General features: G+C 70.8%; 12 protein-coding genes. 9 read left to right on the top strand and 3 right to left on the bottom strand.

The genetic code is table 11. From position 1 onward, the window contains the following. Positions 1-237: 237 nt before the first annotated feature. The 3 genes from ACZ5VQ_RS25850 to ACZ5VQ_RS25840 all read left to right on the top strand — a co-directional run bounded on the left by ACZ5VQ_RS25850 (position 238) and on the right by ACZ5VQ_RS25840 (position 5,896). Positions 238-3,093 carry a DEAD/DEAH box helicase gene (locus ACZ5VQ_RS25850; protein WP_469106941.1) on the top strand — a complete coding sequence of 952 codons (2,856 nt, stop codon included), beginning with the start codon at positions 238-240 and terminating at the stop codon, positions 3,091-3,093. Continuing rightward, complete coding sequence (locus ACZ5VQ_RS25845; protein ID WP_469106940.1) at positions 3,090-4,361, top strand: SWIM zinc finger family protein; 1,272 nt, start codon at positions 3,090-3,092, stop codon at positions 4,359-4,361. The genes ACZ5VQ_RS25850 and ACZ5VQ_RS25845 overlap by 4 nt, the downstream gene beginning before the upstream one ends. Before the next feature lie 194 nt (positions 4,362-4,555). Then, positions 4,556-5,896, top strand: coding sequence for an esterase-like activity of phytase family protein (locus ACZ5VQ_RS25840; RefSeq protein WP_469106939.1), 1,341 nt, complete (start codon positions 4,556-4,558; stop codon positions 5,894-5,896). 46 nt (positions 5,897-5,942) lie between these two features. On the opposite strand, the gene ACZ5VQ_RS25835 is transcribed toward ACZ5VQ_RS25840, so the two are convergent. After that, positions 5,943-6,557 carry a hypothetical protein gene (locus ACZ5VQ_RS25835; protein ID WP_469106938.1) on the bottom strand — a complete coding sequence of 205 codons (615 nt, stop codon included), beginning with the start codon at positions 6,555-6,557 and terminating at the stop codon, positions 5,943-5,945. Positions 6,558-6,998: 441 nt separating this feature from the next. Beyond that, positions 6,999-8,165, bottom strand: a complete 1,167-nt coding sequence (gene xylA / locus ACZ5VQ_RS25830) for a xylose isomerase (protein WP_469106937.1) — start codon at positions 8,163-8,165, stop codon at positions 6,999-7,001. Positions 8,166-8,354: 189 nt separating this feature from the next. On the opposite strand from xylA, the gene xylB reads away from it, so the two are divergent. From xylB to exaC, 6 genes are all read left to right on the top strand, one after another. After that, positions 8,355-9,800, top strand: coding sequence for a xylulokinase (gene xylB / locus ACZ5VQ_RS25825; RefSeq protein ID WP_469106936.1), 1,446 nt, complete (start codon positions 8,355-8,357; stop codon positions 9,798-9,800). A 148-nt stretch (positions 9,801-9,948) separates the two neighbouring features. Beyond that, positions 9,949-11,160, top strand: a complete 1,212-nt coding sequence (locus ACZ5VQ_RS25820; RefSeq protein WP_469106935.1) for an ROK family protein — start codon at positions 9,949-9,951, stop codon at positions 11,158-11,160. Positions 11,161-11,549: 389 nt separating this feature from the next. After that, positions 11,550-12,563 (top strand): acetamidase/formamidase family protein, encoded by a 1,014-nt coding sequence (locus ACZ5VQ_RS25815; RefSeq protein WP_469106934.1) that lies wholly within the window; start codon positions 11,550-11,552, stop codon positions 12,561-12,563. Positions 12,564-12,682: 119 nt separating this feature from the next. Further along, positions 12,683-13,294, top strand: a complete 612-nt coding sequence (locus ACZ5VQ_RS25810) for an N-acetylmuramoyl-L-alanine amidase (protein ID WP_469106933.1) — start codon at positions 12,683-12,685, stop codon at positions 13,292-13,294. A gap of 172 nt (positions 13,295-13,466) precedes the next feature. Next, positions 13,467-14,771, top strand: coding sequence for a GAF domain-containing protein (locus ACZ5VQ_RS25805; RefSeq protein ID WP_469106932.1), 1,305 nt, complete (start codon positions 13,467-13,469; stop codon positions 14,769-14,771). Positions 14,772-15,035: 264 nt separating this feature from the next. Beyond that, positions 15,036-16,559 (top strand): acetaldehyde dehydrogenase ExaC, encoded by a 1,524-nt coding sequence (gene exaC / locus ACZ5VQ_RS25800; RefSeq protein WP_469106931.1) that lies wholly within the window; start codon positions 15,036-15,038, stop codon positions 16,557-16,559. Positions 16,560-16,782: 223 nt separating this feature from the next. On the opposite strand, the gene ACZ5VQ_RS25795 is transcribed toward exaC, so the two are convergent. After that, positions 16,783-17,436: a TMEM175 family protein gene (locus tag ACZ5VQ_RS25795; protein ID WP_469106930.1), complete on the bottom strand. Its 654-nt coding sequence runs from the start codon at positions 17,434-17,436 to the stop codon at positions 16,783-16,785. Positions 17,437-17,603: the final 167 nt, after the last annotated feature.

Raw genomic sequence — 17,603 nt, 5'->3', positions numbered from 1 at the left:
GAACCGGCCGCCGGGAACGCCGACCTCAAGAAACGTACGGATCAGCGACCCTGGGCGACCATGGCGCCACCCCCCGTGCCCGGGCGGGGGACAACCTCGGCCACCGGGTGGACCTGGCAACACCCTCAAGAGAGAGTGGCCTGTGTCACACCAATCGATGGCCACCGAGAGTCACTCGTGCTGTATCCTCAGCGACCCTGACCCCAGGTAGTCAAATTTGAGGAATGCGTCATCGCTGTGCAGAGGATTCCTGCGGCAACTCCCTCCGAGATCTCCGAACTGGCCCGCTGCTGTGCCGTTTTCATGCCTGCCGATCCGGCCCGTACCGGCTCCGTCGCCTTCTGGATGCCCGACGGTGAAGGCCCTCCCGCGGTCGACTCCGGTGCTGTCAAGGAGCTGACGGTCGCCCTGCCCGGCGAGGACGGTGTCGAGCTGGTGACCGTTCCGGCCGTCGTGCTGCCGGTACGGGCCGCTCTGCCGGTGCTCACACGCGCGCGTGCCGCGGCGCACGCCCACAGGGCGACCGCCTTCTGGGGTGCCGCGGCCGTGCTCGCGCTCCAATTCGCCGCGCGGGGGCTGCTGCTGCCCGGTCTGAGCGCCGGTGACCACGACGCGTGGCGTGCCGGGCCGCTGGGGGCGGCCGACCTGGGGCGGATCCGCGAACTGGCAGCCGCGATGCCGCCGCACGCACACGCGGTGCCGGTAGACGAGGCGGAGCCGCTGCGGCTCCCCGAGCCCGAGTGGCTGCTGCGTGCCTTCCTCGACGCGGTCGCCGACACGCTGCCCCGCTCCCCCGCCGCGACGCTCGCGGCGGGCGGCCCCGCCTTCGCCGCCCCCGAGCCGCAGCACGTGCCCGAGCAGCGCGCGTGGGCCGCCGACGTGGCCGCGGGGCACGACGCCGGCGTACGGATCTCGCTGCGCGTCGAGGTGCCGGGCCTCACGTCGGCCGTGTCGGACGAGACCCGACTGCCGTTCCGCGCGGTGCCGCAGTTGCACAGCGTCAGCGATCCGGCGCTGCTGGCGGACGCCTCCGAGGTCTGGGGCGGCATGAGCCCGTCCTTCGGTCCGCGCGCGCGGATGGACGCCCTGCTCGCGTTGCGTCGCGCCGCACGGGCCTGGGCCCCGCTCACTCCCCTGCTGTCGGCGACCGTGCCCGACTCGATCGAACTCGCCGACGAGGAAGTCACGGAGCTCCTCGGCGAGGGTGCCCGATCGCTCGCGGCCGCAGGTGTCGAGGTGCACTGGCCCAAGGAGCTGGCTCACAAACTGACGGCCCGCGCGGTCATCGGTCCACCGGACAACGAGGGCGGTCCCGAAAGGCTGTCGTCGGACACGCCTTCGTTCCTGTCGGCCGACGCACTGCTGGCCTTCGACTGGTGGTTCGCCCTGGGCGACCAGCGACTGACACGTCGGGAACTGGACCAACTCGCCGAGGCGAACCGCCCCATGGTGCGGCTGCGTGACCAGTGGGTGCTCGTCGACCCCCAGGAGGTCCGTCGCGCCCGCGCCCAGCAGGATCGCAAGGTGACGCCCATCGACGCGCTGAGCGCCGTTCTGACGGGTTCCACAGAGGTGGACGGCCAGCGGGTCGACGTGCGGCCCACGGGGTGGCTGGCGACGCTGCGGGACCGCCTGTCGGACCCGGAGGGGCAGGAGCCCGTCGGGCAGCCCGCCGCGCTGGACGCGACCCTGCGCGACTACCAGCTGCGCGGGCTCAACTGGCTGGCGCGGATGACCTCGTTGGGTCTCGGCGGCTGTCTCGCGGACGACATGGGCCTGGGCAAGACGATCACGCTGATCGCGCTCCATCTGCACCGGCAGACCGACGAGTCCGCCGCGGGACCCACGCTCGTCGTCTGTCCGACGTCCCTGATGGGCAACTGGCAGCGCGAGATCGAGCGGTTCGCCCCGGGCGCTCCTGTCCGCCGCTTCCACGGTGCGCGGCGGAGCCTCGAAGGAGTGGCCGCCGGCGAGTTCGTACTCACCACGTACGGCACGATGCGGCTCGACGCGCCACGGCTGGCCGAAGCGTCCTGGGGCATGGTCGTCGCCGACGAGGCACAGCATGTGAAGAACCCGTACTCGGACACGGCCAAGCAGCTACGGACGATCGGCGCCCACGCGCGCGTGGCGCTCACCGGCACTCCGGTGGAGAACAACCTCTCCGAGCTGTGGGCGATTCTCGACTGGACGACACCGGGCCTGCTGGGCCGGCTCGGCACCTTCCGCAACCGGTACGCCAAGGCGGTCGAGGGTGGGCAGGATCCGGGGGCGGCGGACCGGCTCGCCCAGCTCGTGCGGCCGTTCCTCCTGCGCCGCCGCAAGTCCGACCCGGGCATCGCACCCGAGCTGCCGCCGAAGACCGAGACCGACCGTGCCGTGTCTCTCACCAAGGAGCAGGCGGGTCTGTACGAGGCGGTGGTCCGCGAGACCCTCGCCGAGATCTCGGGCGCCGACAACATGGCGCGGCGCGGACTGATCGTGAAGCTGCTGACCGGGCTGAAGCAGATCTGCAACCACCCGGCGCAGTTCCTCAAGGAGGACAGGCCGAAGATCCCCGGGCGCTCCGGAAAGCTGGAGCTGCTGGACGAGTTGCTCGACACGATCCTCTCCGAGGGAGCATGCGTTCTGGTCTTCACGCAGTACGTACGGATGGCGCGCCTCATCGAGCGACACCTGAGCGCACGCGGCGTCACCTCGCAGTTCCTGCACGGAGGCACGCCCGTGCCTGAACGCGAGGCCATGGTTCAGCGCTTCCAGGACGGCGAAGTGCCCGTCTTCCTGCTGTCGTTGAAGGCGGCGGGCACGGGCCTGAACCTGACACGGGCGGAGCATGTCGTGCACTACGACCGCTGGTGGAACCCGGCCGTCGAAGCCCAGGCCACCGACCGGGCGTACCGCATCGGACAGACGCGGCCGGTGCAGGTGCACCGGCTCATCGCCGAGGGAACGATCGAGGACCGCATCGCCGACATGCTGGTGCGCAAGCGGGAGTTGGCGGACTCGGTGCTCGCGGCCGGGGAGTCGGCCCTCACCGAGCTGACCGACAGCGAACTGGCCGACCTGGTGGAACTGCGAGGAGGCACCCGATGAGTGACCCGTACGACAACACCCCGGAGCGCACCTTCGCCGCCCTGCCTCCCGCGCACGGGAGGGGCTTCGCGCAGAGCTGGTGGGGGCAGGCCTGGCTGAAGGCCCTGGAGGACGCCGCGCTGGATTCCCAGCAGGTGAAGACGGGACGGAGACTGGCCCGGGCGGGAGCCGTGGGAGCCGTGTCGGTCCGCCCGGGCCGCATCACGGCGGTGGTCCAGGACCCCGACCGCACCTCCCACCGCGCCGACGTCCTGCTGCAGGAACTGTCCGAGGAGCAGTGGGACCGCCTCCTGGGCATGGCCGTCGAGCGGGCCGGGCATATCGCGGCGCTGCTGGACCGCGAGATGCCGCCGCATCTCGTCGAGGACGCGGCAGCCGCTGGTGTCGAACTCCTTCCGGGTCTGGGCGATCTGGAGGCGGAGTGCGACTGCGGCGCGTGGGACCACTGCGGTCACACCGCGGCGCTGTGCTACCAGGTGGCGCGGCTGCTGGATCAGGACCCGTTCGTGCTGCTTCTCCTGCGCGGTCGCGGCGAGCGCGAACTGCTGGACGAACTGCAGGTGCGCAGCGTCCCCCGGACCGACACCGAGACTCCCGAGCATGAGCAGGCGCACGAGGGCGTGGACGCCGCTGAGGCGTACGCGGACGGGCACATCCTGCCCCCACTGCCCGACGCGCCTCCCGTGCCCGCAGAGCCGGGGCTGCCGCCCTCTCTGGACACGGAGACCGATCCGGCGTCCGGGGTCGATCCAGCCGCGCTGGAGTTCCTGGCGACGCAGGCCGCCCGCGAGGCGCACCGGCTGCTCACCGAGGCACTCAGGGCGGACCACGAACAACGCTCGATAGCGGCCGGGTTGACGCTCGCGCAGGATGCCGTGCGCCTGGCCTCGGGTGTTCCCGACACTTCGGTGGCCGCCCGGCTCGCGGAGGGGTCGGGCCGCGACCGCGAGGGGCTGGCCCTGGCCGTCCGCGCCTGGGAACACGGGGGCACGGCCGCACTCGACGTGCTGGATGCCGACCGGCCGACGGAGGCGGAGACCCTCGCACGCGCGCGTGCCGCCCTGGAGTCCGCCTGGGAGGAGGACCGGCGGCCTGTCCTGCGCGCGTCCCGCAACCGCTGGACCGTCGCCGACGGACGGACACAGTTGCGTCTGGGGACGGACGGCCGTTGGTGGCCCTATCGCAAGGAACGGGGGCGTTGGGCTCCCGTAGGTCCCGCGTCCCAGGATCCGGCGACCGCGCTCGCTCTGGCGGAGGGTCAGGAGTGACGCCGGGCTGAAGGACAGGCAGGACTCGCAGGGCACTTGGCGCGCGCAGAGCAGCCGAACGGCTTCCGGCAGCGGCACCGGAAGCGGGCACCGGACGAGTGGTGGACGCCCGGTGTTCACTCTCCGGCCGTACGGCGTTCGGGGCGGGGGCGAACTCTGGCCGCTGTCACCGAATTCGTGCCTCAGGAGGCCCCATGTCCCCGTACGCCGCAGGCCGGCGCAGCGTCCACCGTTCCGTCGCCGCGGGCGTGCCGCTCGCCCTGCTGGGCGCTCTCACGGTGGCGGGCACCGCGGTCGGTGCGCCCTCCGGGGAGGCGCGTGTCACGGGTTCCGCGACGCTCGGCGACATTCCGCTCGGCACGTTCAGCAACGCTCTGCTGCCGGGCACGGTGGGCGACGACCGGGGCGTGGATCTCGGCGGCATCGGCAGCGACATCTACCCCGCGGGCCGCAAGGGCGAGTTCTGGACGGTCACCGACCGGGGCCCCAACGGCCAGATCAAGGTGGCCGGCGAGAAGCGCCGTACCTTCCCCGTGCCCGGCTTCGATCCGGCGATCGTGAAGATCCGGGTGTCCGGTGACTCCGTGAAGGTGCTGGACGCGATCCCGATCACCACCTCCTCGGGCAAGCCCGTCACAGGCCTGTCCAACCAGAAGGGGCGCGACGAGGCGCCGTACTCCTTCGACGCGAAGACACCGCTGTCGTACAACCCGAACGGGCTGGACACCGAGGGGATCGTGCGGGCCGAGGACGGCAGCTTCTGGCTCGTGGACGAGTACGGGCCCTCACTGATCCACGTCTCCGCGCACGGGAAGATACTCACCCGGTACGTGCCCAAGGGGCTGGCGCTGACCGGTGCGGACTACCGGGTGGTCGAGGCACTGCCCGCCGTCCTGCTGCACCGGAAGATCAACCGCGGCTTCGAAGGACTCGCCCAACTGCCGGGCGGGGACCTGGTGATGGCCGTGCAGAGCCCGCTGTCCCTGCCGGACACGGATGCGGGCGAGGCCTCGCTGACGACACGTCTGCTGCGCTTCTCGACGAAGAAGCGGGCGGTCACCGCCGAGTACGCGTACCGGTTCGATCCGGTGAACGTGGTCGACCCGAGCGAGGACGACACCTCCGAGCTGAAGATCTCCTCCGTGGTGGCCGTCGGCCGCGACCGGCTGCTCGTCGAGGAACGCACCGACAAGGCCGCCCGGCTGCAGGTTGTGAAACTGACCCGCGGTGCGGACATCCTCGGGGACAAGTGGGACGACGACACGACGTCACCCTCCCTGGAGCAGCTCGACGACCCGGCGGCCTCCGGCGTTCCGGTCCTGCGCAAGCGTCTTGTCGTCGACCTCGGCGCGGTGAAGGGGGTTCCCGGGAAGATCGAGGGCGTCGCGCGCGTGGATCACGACACGCTCGCGCTCATCAACGACAACGACTTCGGGATGACGGACGGACCGGAGGCTTTCGACGCCCAGGGACGGCTGGTGGACAGCGGCATCGAGACCACCGTGACATACGTACGACTGCCGCGCGGGATCTGAATCCCCGCCCCCGCCCGGCGTTTTCGCACCTCCACGCGCGCGTGCCTCACGTCAGCGGTTTGGTGAGCTTGCGCTTTCCGGCCCCGACGTCCGCGGCCAGGCTGCAGGCGACCTTGTCTATGCCGAGCTTGAACCCCGTGGGGTCGGGATACTGCACCAGGGTGCCCCGCACGGTGCCTGCGGGCTGCTTGGCAGCCCTGGCGTCCAGGGGCTTCGCGCAGAGAGCCGATGCCGCCTTCTTGAGGGCGGCATCGGTCGTGAACGTGCCTTCCAGTTCGGCCACCTTCACGACCTCGGCGTCGTGCGCCGTGCGGCACGAACGCTTCGCGGCCTGGCCCGGCTTGGTGTCGTCGATGTTGAAACAGTCACCGGTTCGCAGCATGTAGTACGGCACCTCGTCGCTCGCGAGGGACGGCAGGAACGACTCCAGGTCGGTCGGGACATCGCTGGGCAGGCCGGACGGCAGCTCGGTGGGCAGGGAGGGCAGTTCGCTGGGCAGCTCCGACGGGATGCTCAGCGAAGGCGTCGGCAGCCTCCCGGTAGGGGAGTCGCTCTCCGACGGCGACTTCTTGTCGGACGAACCGTCACCACTGGTGGCCACCAGGGCGACCGCGGAGCCGGCGCCGAGGGTCACGATCACCGCCAGCACGAGGAACAGCACCCGGCGGCGCCGTCCAGGACCGCCCGGTCGCCCGGGAGGCGGTGGTGGCGGTGGCGGCTGCCAGCCTCCTCCTCCGCCCTGCCACGGCGGACCGTTGCCTCCGGGAGGGGGGCCTCCAGGAGGGGGGCCGTAACCCTCTGGGGGAGGTCCGAAGCCTTCGGGCAGCGGGCCGAAACCACCGCCGCCCGGAGGAGGCGTGTTGTCCGGCGGCCGAGGGGGCTGGGGCGGTAAGGGCGGCGTGGCCATACCGTCAAGAGTCGCCTCGAACCGGTCACGATGCGACCCCTGCGCGGAACTTGATACGGACTCATGGCGTGGATCGCATGATTCCGGAGGTTTCCGCGCAGGAGTCCCCGGCCGTGCTCCTACGGGGTTCCGACCGGTCGGAGCCGAACAGAAGCCGATTGCTACCGAACGGAACCGAGCGCGAGCCGAACGGAATCAGCCCCGGGCGCCCAGCAGGTGGTCCATGGCCAGCTGGTCCAGGTGCTCGAACGCCATCCCGCGCGCGGCGGCCGTTTCGGCGTCGAAGTCCTCGAAGGCCGCGCGGTCGGCGAGCAGCGCCTGGAGGCCGTCGGCGGCGGTGGGCTGCGCCAGTTCGTCCAGACGCGAGGCACGCAGAGCCTCCTGGACCTCGGGGTCGGCCCGGAAGGCGGACGTCCGCTCGCGCAGGATCAGGTAGTTGCGCATACAGCCGGCGGCCGAAGCCCACACGCCGTCGAAGTCCTCGGTCCTCGGCGGCTTGAAGTCGAAGTGCCTCGGACCCGCGTAACCGGCCGACTCCAGGAGGTCGACGAGCCAGAACGCGGACCGCAGATCGCCCGTTCCGAAGCGCAGGTCCTGGTCGTACTTGATGCCGGACTGGCCGTTGAGGTCGATATGGAAGAGCTTTCCCGCCCACAGGGCCTGGGCGATGCCGTGCGGGAAGTTCAGCCCGGCCATCTGCTCGTGGCCCACCTCCGGGTTGACGCCGTACATCTCCGGCCGCTCCAGGCGCTCGATGAACGCCAGGGCGTGACCGACCGTCGGCAGGAGGATGTCGCCGCGGGGCTCGTTCGGCTTCGGCTCGATCGCGAAGCGCAGGTCGTAGCCCTGGGAGGTCACGTACTCGCCGAGGAGGTCGAAGGCCTCCTTCATGCGGTCGAGCGCGACCCGGACGTCCTTGGCGGCGCCGGACTCGGCGCCCTCACGGCCGCCCCAGGCGACGTAGATCTGCGCGCCCAGTTCCACGGCCAGGTCGATGTTGCGGATCGTCTTGCGCAGGGCGTAGCGGCGTACATCCCGGTCGTTGGCGGTGAAGGCGCCGTCCTTGAAGACGGGGTGCGTGAACAGGTTCGTCGTGGCCATCGGCACGGTCATACCGGTCGTGTCGAGAGCCTGCCGGAAGCGCTTGATGTGCGACTCGCGCTCCGTGTCCGAGGACCCGAAGGGGATCAGGTCGTCGTCGTGGAAGGTCACTCCATAGGCGCCGAGCTCCGCCAGGCGCTGCACCGACTCGACCGGGTCCAGGGCGGCCCGGGTGGCGTCGCCGAACGGGTCCCTTCCCTGCCAGCCGACGGTCCACAGGCCGAAGGTGAACCTGTCCTCGGGGGTGGGCTGGTAGTTCATGCCGCGGCTCCTTGCTTGCTCCGACTATTTCGTCATGGCACTTAACAAATTAGTATGCGGAGGCATCTCTGGGAAGAGACAAGATGTCCTCGAACGGGGACGAGGAGTGGAATCCGTGCCGAGTGCGCCCGGATCCACCCCGAAAACACCAGGTCAGATCCCGCGGAGCCGCGGAAGAGGGAGAGCCCGATGTCAGCAGCCGAGGGTCCGCTCGTCGTCGGCGTGGACACGTCCACCCAGTCCACCAAGGCCCTGGTCGTGGACGCGGCCACCGGCGAAGTGGTGGCGAGCGGCCAGGCACCGCACACCGTCTCCTCCGGGGCGGGTCGCGAGAGCGATCCGCGGCAGTGGTGGGACGCGCTGTGCGAGGCGCTGCACCAGTGCGGGGACGCGGCACGCGAGGCCGCCGCGGTGTCCGTGGGCGGCCAGCAGCACGGGCTCGTCACGCTCGACGCCCAGGGCGACCCGGTGCGTCCGGCCCTGCTGTGGAACGACGTGCGTTCGGCGCCGCAGGCCCGCCGTCTCGTGGAGGAGCTGGGCGGCCCGAAAGCCTGGGCCGAACGCACCGGCAGTGTGCCGGGCCCGTCCTTCACGGTCACCAAGTGGGCATGGCTCGCCGAGCACGAGCCCGACTCCGTGCGCGCGACCGCCGCTGTGCGACTCCCCCACGACTACCTCACCGAGCGCCTCACGGGGCTGGGCACGACCGACCGCGGCGACGCCTCGGGCACGGGCTGGTGGGCGTCCGGTACGGAGTCGTACGACGAGGAGGTCCTCCGCCATGTGGGGCTCGACCCCGCCCTGCTGCCCCGGGTGGTGCGGCCCGGTGAGGTCGCCGGCACCGTGCGCGACAGCGGCGACCTGCCCTTCTCCAAGGGCACCCTGGTCGCGCCCGGCACCGGTGACAACGCCGCCGCGGCACTCGGGCTCGGACTGCGCCCGGGCACGCCGGTCCTCAGCCTCGGCACGTCCGGAACCGTGTACGCGGTCTCCACGCGCCGTCCCGCCGACCCGACCGGAACCGTGGCGGGTTTCGCCGACGCGCGCGGCGACTGGCTGCCGCTGGCCTGCACCCTCAACTGCACGCTCGCCGTGGACCGCGTCGCCGCTCTGCTGGGCGTCGACCGTGAAGCCGTCGAGCCGGGCACGAGCGTGACGCTGCTCCCCTACCTGGACGGCGAGCGCACTCCTGACCTGCCGCACGCCTCGGGCCTGCTGCACGGGCTGCGGCACGACACGACACGCGGGCAGCTGCTCCAGGCCGCGTACGACGGGGCGGTCCACTCGCTGCTCGGCGCGCTCGACCTGGTGCTCGACGAGGACGCGGACCGTTCGGCACCGCTGCTGCTCATCGGCGGCGGCGCGCGGGGCACGGCCTGGCAGGAGACCGTACGACGGCTGTCGGGGCGGCCCGTTCAGGTGCCCGAGGCCAGGGAACTGGTGGCGCTCGGTGCCGCCGCACAGGCCGCCGGGGTGCTGACCGGCGAGGATCCGGCGGCGGTGGCCCGGCGCTGGGACACGGCGCGTGGGCCGGTACTGGACGCCGTGGAGCGCGACGAGACGGCGCTGGCGCGGATCGCCGGGGTACTCTCCGACGCGGCCCCGCTACTGGAGCGGGAGGCCGATCAGCGCTGATGCCCGCGCCCGATGAGGCGGGGGCCGATCAGCACCGGCGGCCCCTTCCGGAGGCGACGCACACGGACAGATCGGCACGCACGGACAGATCGGCACGCTCGGACAGAACAATCCTGAGGCGACCGGCCGGACGAGGACTGACGGAGGCATGACCGCACCGCTGCACGAAGCCCATCCCAGCAGTCCCGGCCGTCGGCTGCCCGATACCCAACAGGGCATGCGGCGTCGCAACCTCTCGCGGGTGCTGCACACCGTGAACGCCGAGGGGCCACTGTCCCGTGCCGCCGTCGCCTCACGCATCGGGCTCACGCGCGCGGCGGTCTCCACCCTCGTGGACGAGCTGATCCGCTCGGGACTCCTTGAGGAGCTGGGTCCTGAGCGGCCGGGGCGGGTGGGGCGGCCCGGCTCGGCGCTCGCCCTCAGCGGGCGCGGTCCGGCGGGGATCGGTGCGGAGGTGGGCGTCGATCATCTCGCCGTGTGCGCGGTCGATCTGCGCGGCGAGGTACGGGCCCGGGCGGTGCGGCACGGTACCAACCGCGGCCGGTCGCCCGAACCGGTGCTCCGGGAACTGACCCGGCTGATACGGCAGGTCGTCGCCGAGGCGGCCAAGGAGGGCCTGCGGCCCGCGGGACTCGCCGTCGCCGTGCCCGGCCTGGTGGCGCGTGACGCCCGGACCGTGGTGCGCGCCCCCAATCTCGACTGGCACGACACGGACCTCGGCGCTCTGCTCCCGGACGAGGTCCCGCTGACCGTCGACAACGAGGCGAACTTCGGCGGACTGGCCGAACTCTGGCTCAACGAGACCGCGCCACGCGACTTTGTGCACGTCTCCGCCGAGATCGGCATCGGCGGGGCGGTGGTCGTCGACGGGCGGCTGCTGCGCGGAACGCATGGCTTCGCGGGCGAGTTGGGGCATGTCCCGGTACGTCCCGAGGGGCCTGCGTGTGCGTGCGGCGGGCGCGGCTGTCTTGAGCAGTACGCCGGCGAGGAGGCAGTCCTGCGCGCGGCCGGTCTGGAACCGGGTGAGGACCGCGTCGGCCTGCTGGCCGAGCGGGCGGCCCAGGGCGACAAGAACGTGCGCCGGGCCCTGCGTGACGCCGGGACCGCTCTGGGCATCGCGCTGACCGGCGCCGTCAATCTGCTCGACCCCGAAGCCGTCGTGCTGGGCGGAGCACTGTCCGGGCTCGCACCCTGGCTGCTGCCGTCGCTGGAGCAGGAGTTGGCCCGCAGGACTGCCGGACCCGCCTGCGCGGTGTCCGTCTCCCGGCTCGGTTCCGAGGGCCCGTTGCTGGGCGCCGCGCACTCCGTTGTGCGGGCCGTGATGGACGATCCGGCGGCGGTGGGTGGCGGCGGGGCGTAGGGCGCGGCCGAAGACGTCCTGGATCTCCTGGGCCTCCTGGACGACCACCCGGGCTCGGGAGGTTGTCGGTCTGGTCTTCAGCTCCGTCACAGCGCTCTCCTCGCTGCGTCCCGGTGCCTCAATCCCCCTTGTGGGTGGCGGAGTTATCCACAGTCACAGCGTTGTCCACGGACCTGAGAGCGTTCTTCCTCCCCAACCGGCGAGAGCCGTACCGTGATTCACGCGAGACGCCACCGTCGGGCGAACCGGACGGAGGCGTGTCCGGGCTGACGGCACCGGTGTCCTCCGTGGATTCGGTGGCCGCTGCCTGGATGATGGCCGCAGTGGTGGTGCTCGTGGTGCCGCTGCGACGTTGTCCGCCGCCCTTCGGCAGAACGGAGCTGTGCACCATGAGCGACCCGCGAATCCTCACCGTGCGTCCCGAACCCGGCGAGTACGCCTGGACGTTCGGTGGTGCGCCGCCCGTGGCGCGTATCGCGCCGGGCACGGTCCTCGACCTCTATACGGAGGATTGCTTCGCCGGGCGGGTGCGGTCGGAGAAGGACCTGGTGTCCGAGGTGTGCGAGTTCCCGTTCCTCAATCCGCAGACGGGTCCGTTCCATGTGGAGGGCGCGGAGCCGGGCGACACGGTCGCCGTGCACTTCGTGTCGATCGAGCCGGCACGGGACTGGGCCGCGTCGACGACGGTCCCGCTGTTCGGAGCGCTCACGTCCACGCACACCACGGCCACGCTGCAGCCTCCCCTGCCCGAGACCGTGTGGATCTGGCAGCTCGACCGGGTGCGCCGCACCGCACTGTTCAGCGCTCGCGACAGCGACATCCGGATCGAGCTGCCCATGGACCCGATGCACGGCACCGTCGGGGTGGCGCCCGCCAACCTGGAGGTGCGCTCGGCTCTCGTGCCGGACGCGCACGGCGGGAACATGGACACCCCCGAGATGCGGGCCGGTGTCACCTGCTATCTCGGAGTCAACGTCGAAGGGGCGCTGCTCAGCCTCGGTGACGGACACGCGCGGCAGGGCGAGGGCGAAACCTGTGGGGTCGCCGTCGAGTGTGCGATGAACACCGTGGTGATCGTCGAGTTGCTCAAGGGGGTCGCCACCCCGTGGCCCCGTATCGAGTCCGACACCCACATCATCTCGACCGGTTCGGCGCGCCCGCTGGAGGACGCGTTCCGCATATCGCAACTCGACCTGGTGCAGTGGCTGGTGCGGGACTACGGGTTCAGCGAGCTGGACGCCTACCAGTTCGCGACCCAGACCGTCGAGTCGCCGCTGGCCAATGTCTGCGACACCAACTACACATGCGTCGCCAAGCTCCGCAAGGAATGGCTGCCCGAGCGGGAGACCCACCGGGGACTGCACGCACGCCTGCGCGAAACCGCCGCCGCGCTGGGACGTTGAGTCGTCCCGCTGCCACCGACACCGCCACCGTCTCCACTGCCATCACCGCGACTTCGCATCCGCATCCGCACCACTCACAACTTCCACCCCCACTTCCGTTGTCACCGAGAGGCACCCTCATGGACCGAGCCAAGTTCCTGCCCACGGCCCTTCCCAGCCGGCGGCGCCTGCTGCAGAGTGCGGCACTCGCCACGCTCTCCACGGCGTTACTGCCCACCACCCGGGCTGGCGCGAAGCCCCAGGGGATCGACTACCCACCGTCCGAGTGGTCACCGGCGAGCACGTCCAACTACACGGTCGCCAACCGCCCGACGAGCCATCCGGTCGACTTCGTGATCATCCACGTGACGCAGGCGACGTACTCGGACACGCTGGCGATCTTCCAGAACCCGAAGAAGAAGGTGTCCGCGCACTACGTCGTCCGGTCGGCCGACGGTCACGTCGCACAGATGGTGCGCGAGCGCGACATCGCCTGGCACGCGGGCAACTGGGACTACAACACCCGCAGCATCGGCATCGAGCACGAGGGCTGGGTGGACAAGCCCGCTTACTTCACCAATGCCATGTACGAGGAGTCGGCGAAGCTCACGGCGGCGATCTGCACCAAGTACCGGATTCCCAAGGACCGTTCGCACATCCTCGCGCACTACGAGGTGCCGGGCAGCGACCACACCGATCCCGGCCCGCACTGGGACTGGACGCGCTACATGAGACTCGTCAACTTCGCCTGACCAGCGATCCGTCGAAAGAAGCTCCAAGAAAGCCGGAAGGAAAGCCGGAGGAAAGTCGAAACAGAGCCGAAGGAGGTTCGAAAAGAGGGAGCATCGATAGCCACCACGGCTTGTGGTGGGGCCTGACCCGGAGTGGCCGCGGCACTTGTCCGCATCCGCCGCCGGAGTAACGATGTCCCCAGCCGCACAGCCTTCCGGGGAGGCCGAGTTGACCGATCCATGGGTTGCCCTGGAACCGGGTGCCGATCCCGTCGAGCGAGTGCGCGTCCTGCGCAGCGCCCACGAGACGTTCACGGAGGCGGGCACGGTCCCGCGGCCGGTGCGGTCCGTGGTGGCCGACTCGTGGCGGCGTTCGGCACGGGCGGGGGTGGGGCCGGACGGCTCCGCGTGTGTGGAGCTCACCGACGGGGACCTCGGGTCGTATCGGGCGGAGCACCCACTGGCACGGGTGATGCCGCTGTTCCGTGAGCTCATGGGGACGTTCGCCGCGGACGGCGAGCACCTCCTCGCGGTGTGCGACGCGCAGGGCAGGCTGCTGTGGGTCGAGGGCCATCCCGGGACACGGCAGAAGGCCGACGGGATGAACTTCGTGCCGGGTGCGCGGTGGGCGGAGTCGGCGGTAGGCACGAACGCTCCGGGTACGGCGGTGGCGCTCGACCGGCCGGTGCAGGTGTTCGCGGCGGAGCACTTCATCCGGCGCGTCCAGCCGTGGACGTGCGCGGCGGCTCCGGTGCACGATCCGCGTACCGGACGGCTGCTCGGAGCGGTGGACATCACCGGCGGGGACGGACTGGCCCATCCGCACAGTCTCGGTTTCGTGCAGGCCGTGGCCCGTGCCGCAGAGTCCCAGCTGGCGCTGCTCACCCCTGCCCCGACCACGACCGACGTGCTCGAACTGACCGCTCTGGGCCGGGACGAGGCGCTGCTCGTGGCGGGCGGCAGCAAGGCGCGCCTGAGCCGCAGGCACAGCGAGATCCTGGTGCTGCTGTCCCGGCATCCCGAGGGACTGACCGGCGACGAGTTGCTGTGCGCGCTGTACGAGGACGAGTCGGTGACGCCGGTGACGTTGCGCGCGGAGCTGGCCCGCCTCCGGCGCCTCGTCGGGGCGGGGGTGCTCGGTTCGCGGCCGTATCGGCTCACGGTTCCGGTCGAGTCCGACGTCGAGGTGGTGGAGCGCAAGCTCGGGGTCGGCGCGGTCACGGCGGCGGTGGCGGCGTATACCGGCCCCTTGCTGCCCGGTTCGCAGGCTCCGGCGGTGGTGCGGCTGCGCCGTCGGCTCGCCGACGGGATGCGCGCGGCGCTCGTCTCCGGCCGCGACCCGGATCTGCTGGCGGACTGGGCGCACGCGCCATGGGGCGAGGACGACCTCGACGCGTGGCGGGCGCTGGCGGCGATACGTCCGACGCCTTCGGTGCGGGCACGCCTGGAGGAGTTGGAGGCCGAGCAGTCGGCGAGCCGAGACCGGGCTCCGCGCTGAGGGCCACCGCGCTCACAGTCACGAGGCGCGCTCACGCCGACGCCAACAACGGAGCGCTACCTGGTCGGCACCCTCATTTCCGTACGCCCACGCCCCATACCGACGCCCGCACCGCCCCCCGCACCCCGCGCCCCGCAAGCCTCAGCTCACGAGCCCGACCTCGCAGCCAGGCCGGCGGCGCAACGTACCTGCAACCTCTCCGCACCTACCCTCGCGCCGAGAGCCGTCCAACGGCGGGCGGTCCTTCCACGGGAGGCAGAGCACATGACCCGTTACGCGGCGCCCGGCACCGAGGGCGCGATCGTCTCCTACCAGGCGCGGTACGACCACTTCATCGGCGGCGAGTACGTGCCGCCGGCCCGCGGGCAGTACTTCGAGAACCCGAGTCCGGTGAACGGGCAGCCGTTCACGGAGATCGCGCGGGGCACTGCGGAGGACGTGGACCGCGCGCTCGACGCGGCGCACGCGGCTGCTCCCGCCTGGGGCCGTACGTCGGTGACCGCACGCGCCGACATCCTCCTCAAGGTCGCCGACCGGATGGAGGCGAACCTGGAGAAGCTCGCGGTCGCGGAGAGCTGGGAGAACGGCAAGCCGATCCGCGAGACACTGGCCGCCGACATCCCCCTCGCCATCGACCACTTCCGCTATTTCGCGGGGGCGATCCGCGCCCAGGAGGGCTCGCTCGGCGAGGTCGACGACGACACCGTGGCGTACCACTTCCACGAGCCGCTGGGCGTCGTGGCGCAGATCATCCCGTGGAACTTCCCGATCCTGATGGCGGTGTGGAAGCTGGCCCCGGCGCTCGCCGCGGGCAACGCGGTCGTCATCAAGCCCGCCGAGCAGACCCCGGCGTCGATCCACTACTTGATGAGCCTGGTCTCGGATCTGCTGCCGCCGGGCGTGGTGAACATCGTCAACGGCTTCGGGGTCGAGGCGGGCAAGCCTCTCGCGTCCAGCCCGCGCGTGGCGAAGGTCGCCTTCACCGGCGAGACCACGACGGGGCGACTGATCATGCAGTACGCCTCCGAGAACATAAAGCCGGTCACGCTCGAACTCGGCGGCAAGTCGCCGAACATCTTCTTCGACGACGTATGGGCGCGGGACGACGACTTCCGGGACAAGGCACTCGAAGGCTTCACGATGTTCGCGCTGAACCAGGGCGAGGTGTGCACCTGCCCGTCCCGGGCGCTCGTCCAGGAGGGCCACTACAGCGAGTTCCTCGACGCGGCGGTCGCCCGTACCGAGCTGATCAAGCCCGGCCATCCGCTCGACACCGAGACGATGATCGGCGCCCAGGCCTCCAACGACCAGCTGGAGAAGATCCTTTCCTACATGGACATCGGCCAGCAGGAGGGCGCCAAGGTCCTGACGGGCGGTCACCGTATCGAGTACGACGGTGAGCTGGCGGGCGGCTACTACGTCCAGCCGACGATCTTCCAGGGCGACAACCGGATGCGGATCTTCCAGGAGGAGATCTTCGGCCCGGTCGTTTCGGTCACGTCGTTCGCGGACTTCGACGACGCCATCAAGATCGCCAACGACACGCTGTACGGGCTCGGGGCCGGTGTGTGGACGCGGGACATCAACACGGCGTACCGCGCGGGCCGTTCGATCCAGGCGGGCCGAGTGTGGACCAACTGCTACCACGCGTACCCGGCGCACGCGGCGTTCGGCGGCTACAAGCAGTCCGGCATCGGCCGCGAGAACCACAAGATGATGCTGGAGCACTACCAGCAGACCAAGAACCTCCTCGTGTCGTACTCGGCGAAGAAGCTGGGCTTCTTCTAGGAAGAACAGGAAAAAGGGCGTCTGACCAGGACAAGTGCCTGTCAGGCGCCCTTCGCCGCGCAGAACCGAGCAGCGAGCCGAAACACGTCTTTACTCCTGGTTTCCCCCACCCGCATCCCAGTGCCGACCAGCCGTTCCGGGCCATTCGCAGGCCATTCGCAGGCCATTCGCAGGCCGATCGCGGACCGATCGACGGCCCATCACGGCCCTTCCGGCGGAGGGCTCAGCGGACCTCCCCGGTCCGCACCTCGGCGGTGTCGGTCGAGCGGCGGAACAGCAGCCGGGCCGAGAACGCCAGCAGCCACCAGTACTTGGCCAGGGACGGCGAGAAGAAGGCCACCGGGACCGAGGTCGCGAAGACCAGGATCAGCAGGACGCTGCGGCGGACCGCCTCTTTCAGTACCGCGGGAGAGGTGTCCGTCGCCGTCAGCGCGGGCTTCGCCAGCAGGCGGAGGTACATCGCGCACAGCAGGGCGCCGGCCACGGCGATCGACGCCCCGTAGAAGGCGGTGGCCGTGGTCGTCTCGCCGTACTCGCTGAGCAGCCGGGTCGGGAAGGGCAGCGCTGCGACGAGTGCCAGGAGCGCGAAGTGGAAGTGGAGCAGCCAGCGGTCGAGCGACCCGATCAGCCGGAACAGGGCGTGCTGGGCCAGCCACATGATGCCGATGACGGCGAAGCTGAGCAGATAGGCGCCGATGGCCGGGAGCGCCTCCCGCACGGCGTGGGCGACTTCGGAGTCGGGCAGGCCCTCCGGAATGGTGATCTCGAGGGCGAGCAGTGTCATCGCGATCGAGAACACGGCGTCGCCGAGCAGCAGGAGCCGTTCGGGGCCTACGGAGACTTCGCGGCGGAGATGGCCGAAGGAGCGGTTGTTCACGTCTGCGCCACCACAGGAATCGTCGACGAGCAGGGCCGGCAGTCGAGCCGAGAAAGCAAGAAGGCCAGAAGTACCACATGGGGCTGTGCGACTGGGGTGGCTCAGGTGGCTGTTCCGTGCACACGCAGGGTCACTGGATTGCGGGAGTACCAACGCGGGGCGAACGG

It is taken from the genome of Streptomyces sp. NPDC033178, from assembly GCF_055577685.1.
The sequence above is the reverse complement of the archived record's forward strand: the minus strand, read 5'-3'. Positions and strand labels throughout refer to the sequence as shown.

Excerpts from the sequence above, each read along its gene's own strand:
- ACZ5VQ_RS25845 (WP_469106940.1), top strand. The coding sequence starts at position 3,090 with ATGAGTGACCCGTACGACAACACCCCGGAGCGCACCTTCGCCGCCCTG.
- ACZ5VQ_RS25840 (WP_469106939.1), top strand. The coding sequence starts at position 4,556 with ATGTCCCCGTACGCCGCAGGCCGGCGCAGCGTCCACCGTTCCGTCGCC.
- xylA (WP_469106937.1), bottom strand. The coding sequence starts at position 8,165 with ATGAACTACCAGCCCACCCCCGAGGACAGGTTCACCTTCGGCCTGTGG.
- xylB (WP_469106936.1), top strand. The coding sequence starts at position 8,355 with ATGTCAGCAGCCGAGGGTCCGCTCGTCGTCGGCGTGGACACGTCCACC.
- ACZ5VQ_RS25820 (WP_469106935.1), top strand. The coding sequence starts at position 9,949 with ATGACCGCACCGCTGCACGAAGCCCATCCCAGCAGTCCCGGCCGTCGG.
- ACZ5VQ_RS25815 (WP_469106934.1), top strand. The coding sequence starts at position 11,550 with ATGAGCGACCCGCGAATCCTCACCGTGCGTCCCGAACCCGGCGAGTAC.
- ACZ5VQ_RS25810 (WP_469106933.1), top strand. The coding sequence starts at position 12,683 with ATGGACCGAGCCAAGTTCCTGCCCACGGCCCTTCCCAGCCGGCGGCGC.
- ACZ5VQ_RS25805 (WP_469106932.1), top strand. The coding sequence starts at position 13,467 with ATGTCCCCAGCCGCACAGCCTTCCGGGGAGGCCGAGTTGACCGATCCA.
- exaC (WP_469106931.1), top strand. The coding sequence starts at position 15,036 with ATGACCCGTTACGCGGCGCCCGGCACCGAGGGCGCGATCGTCTCCTAC.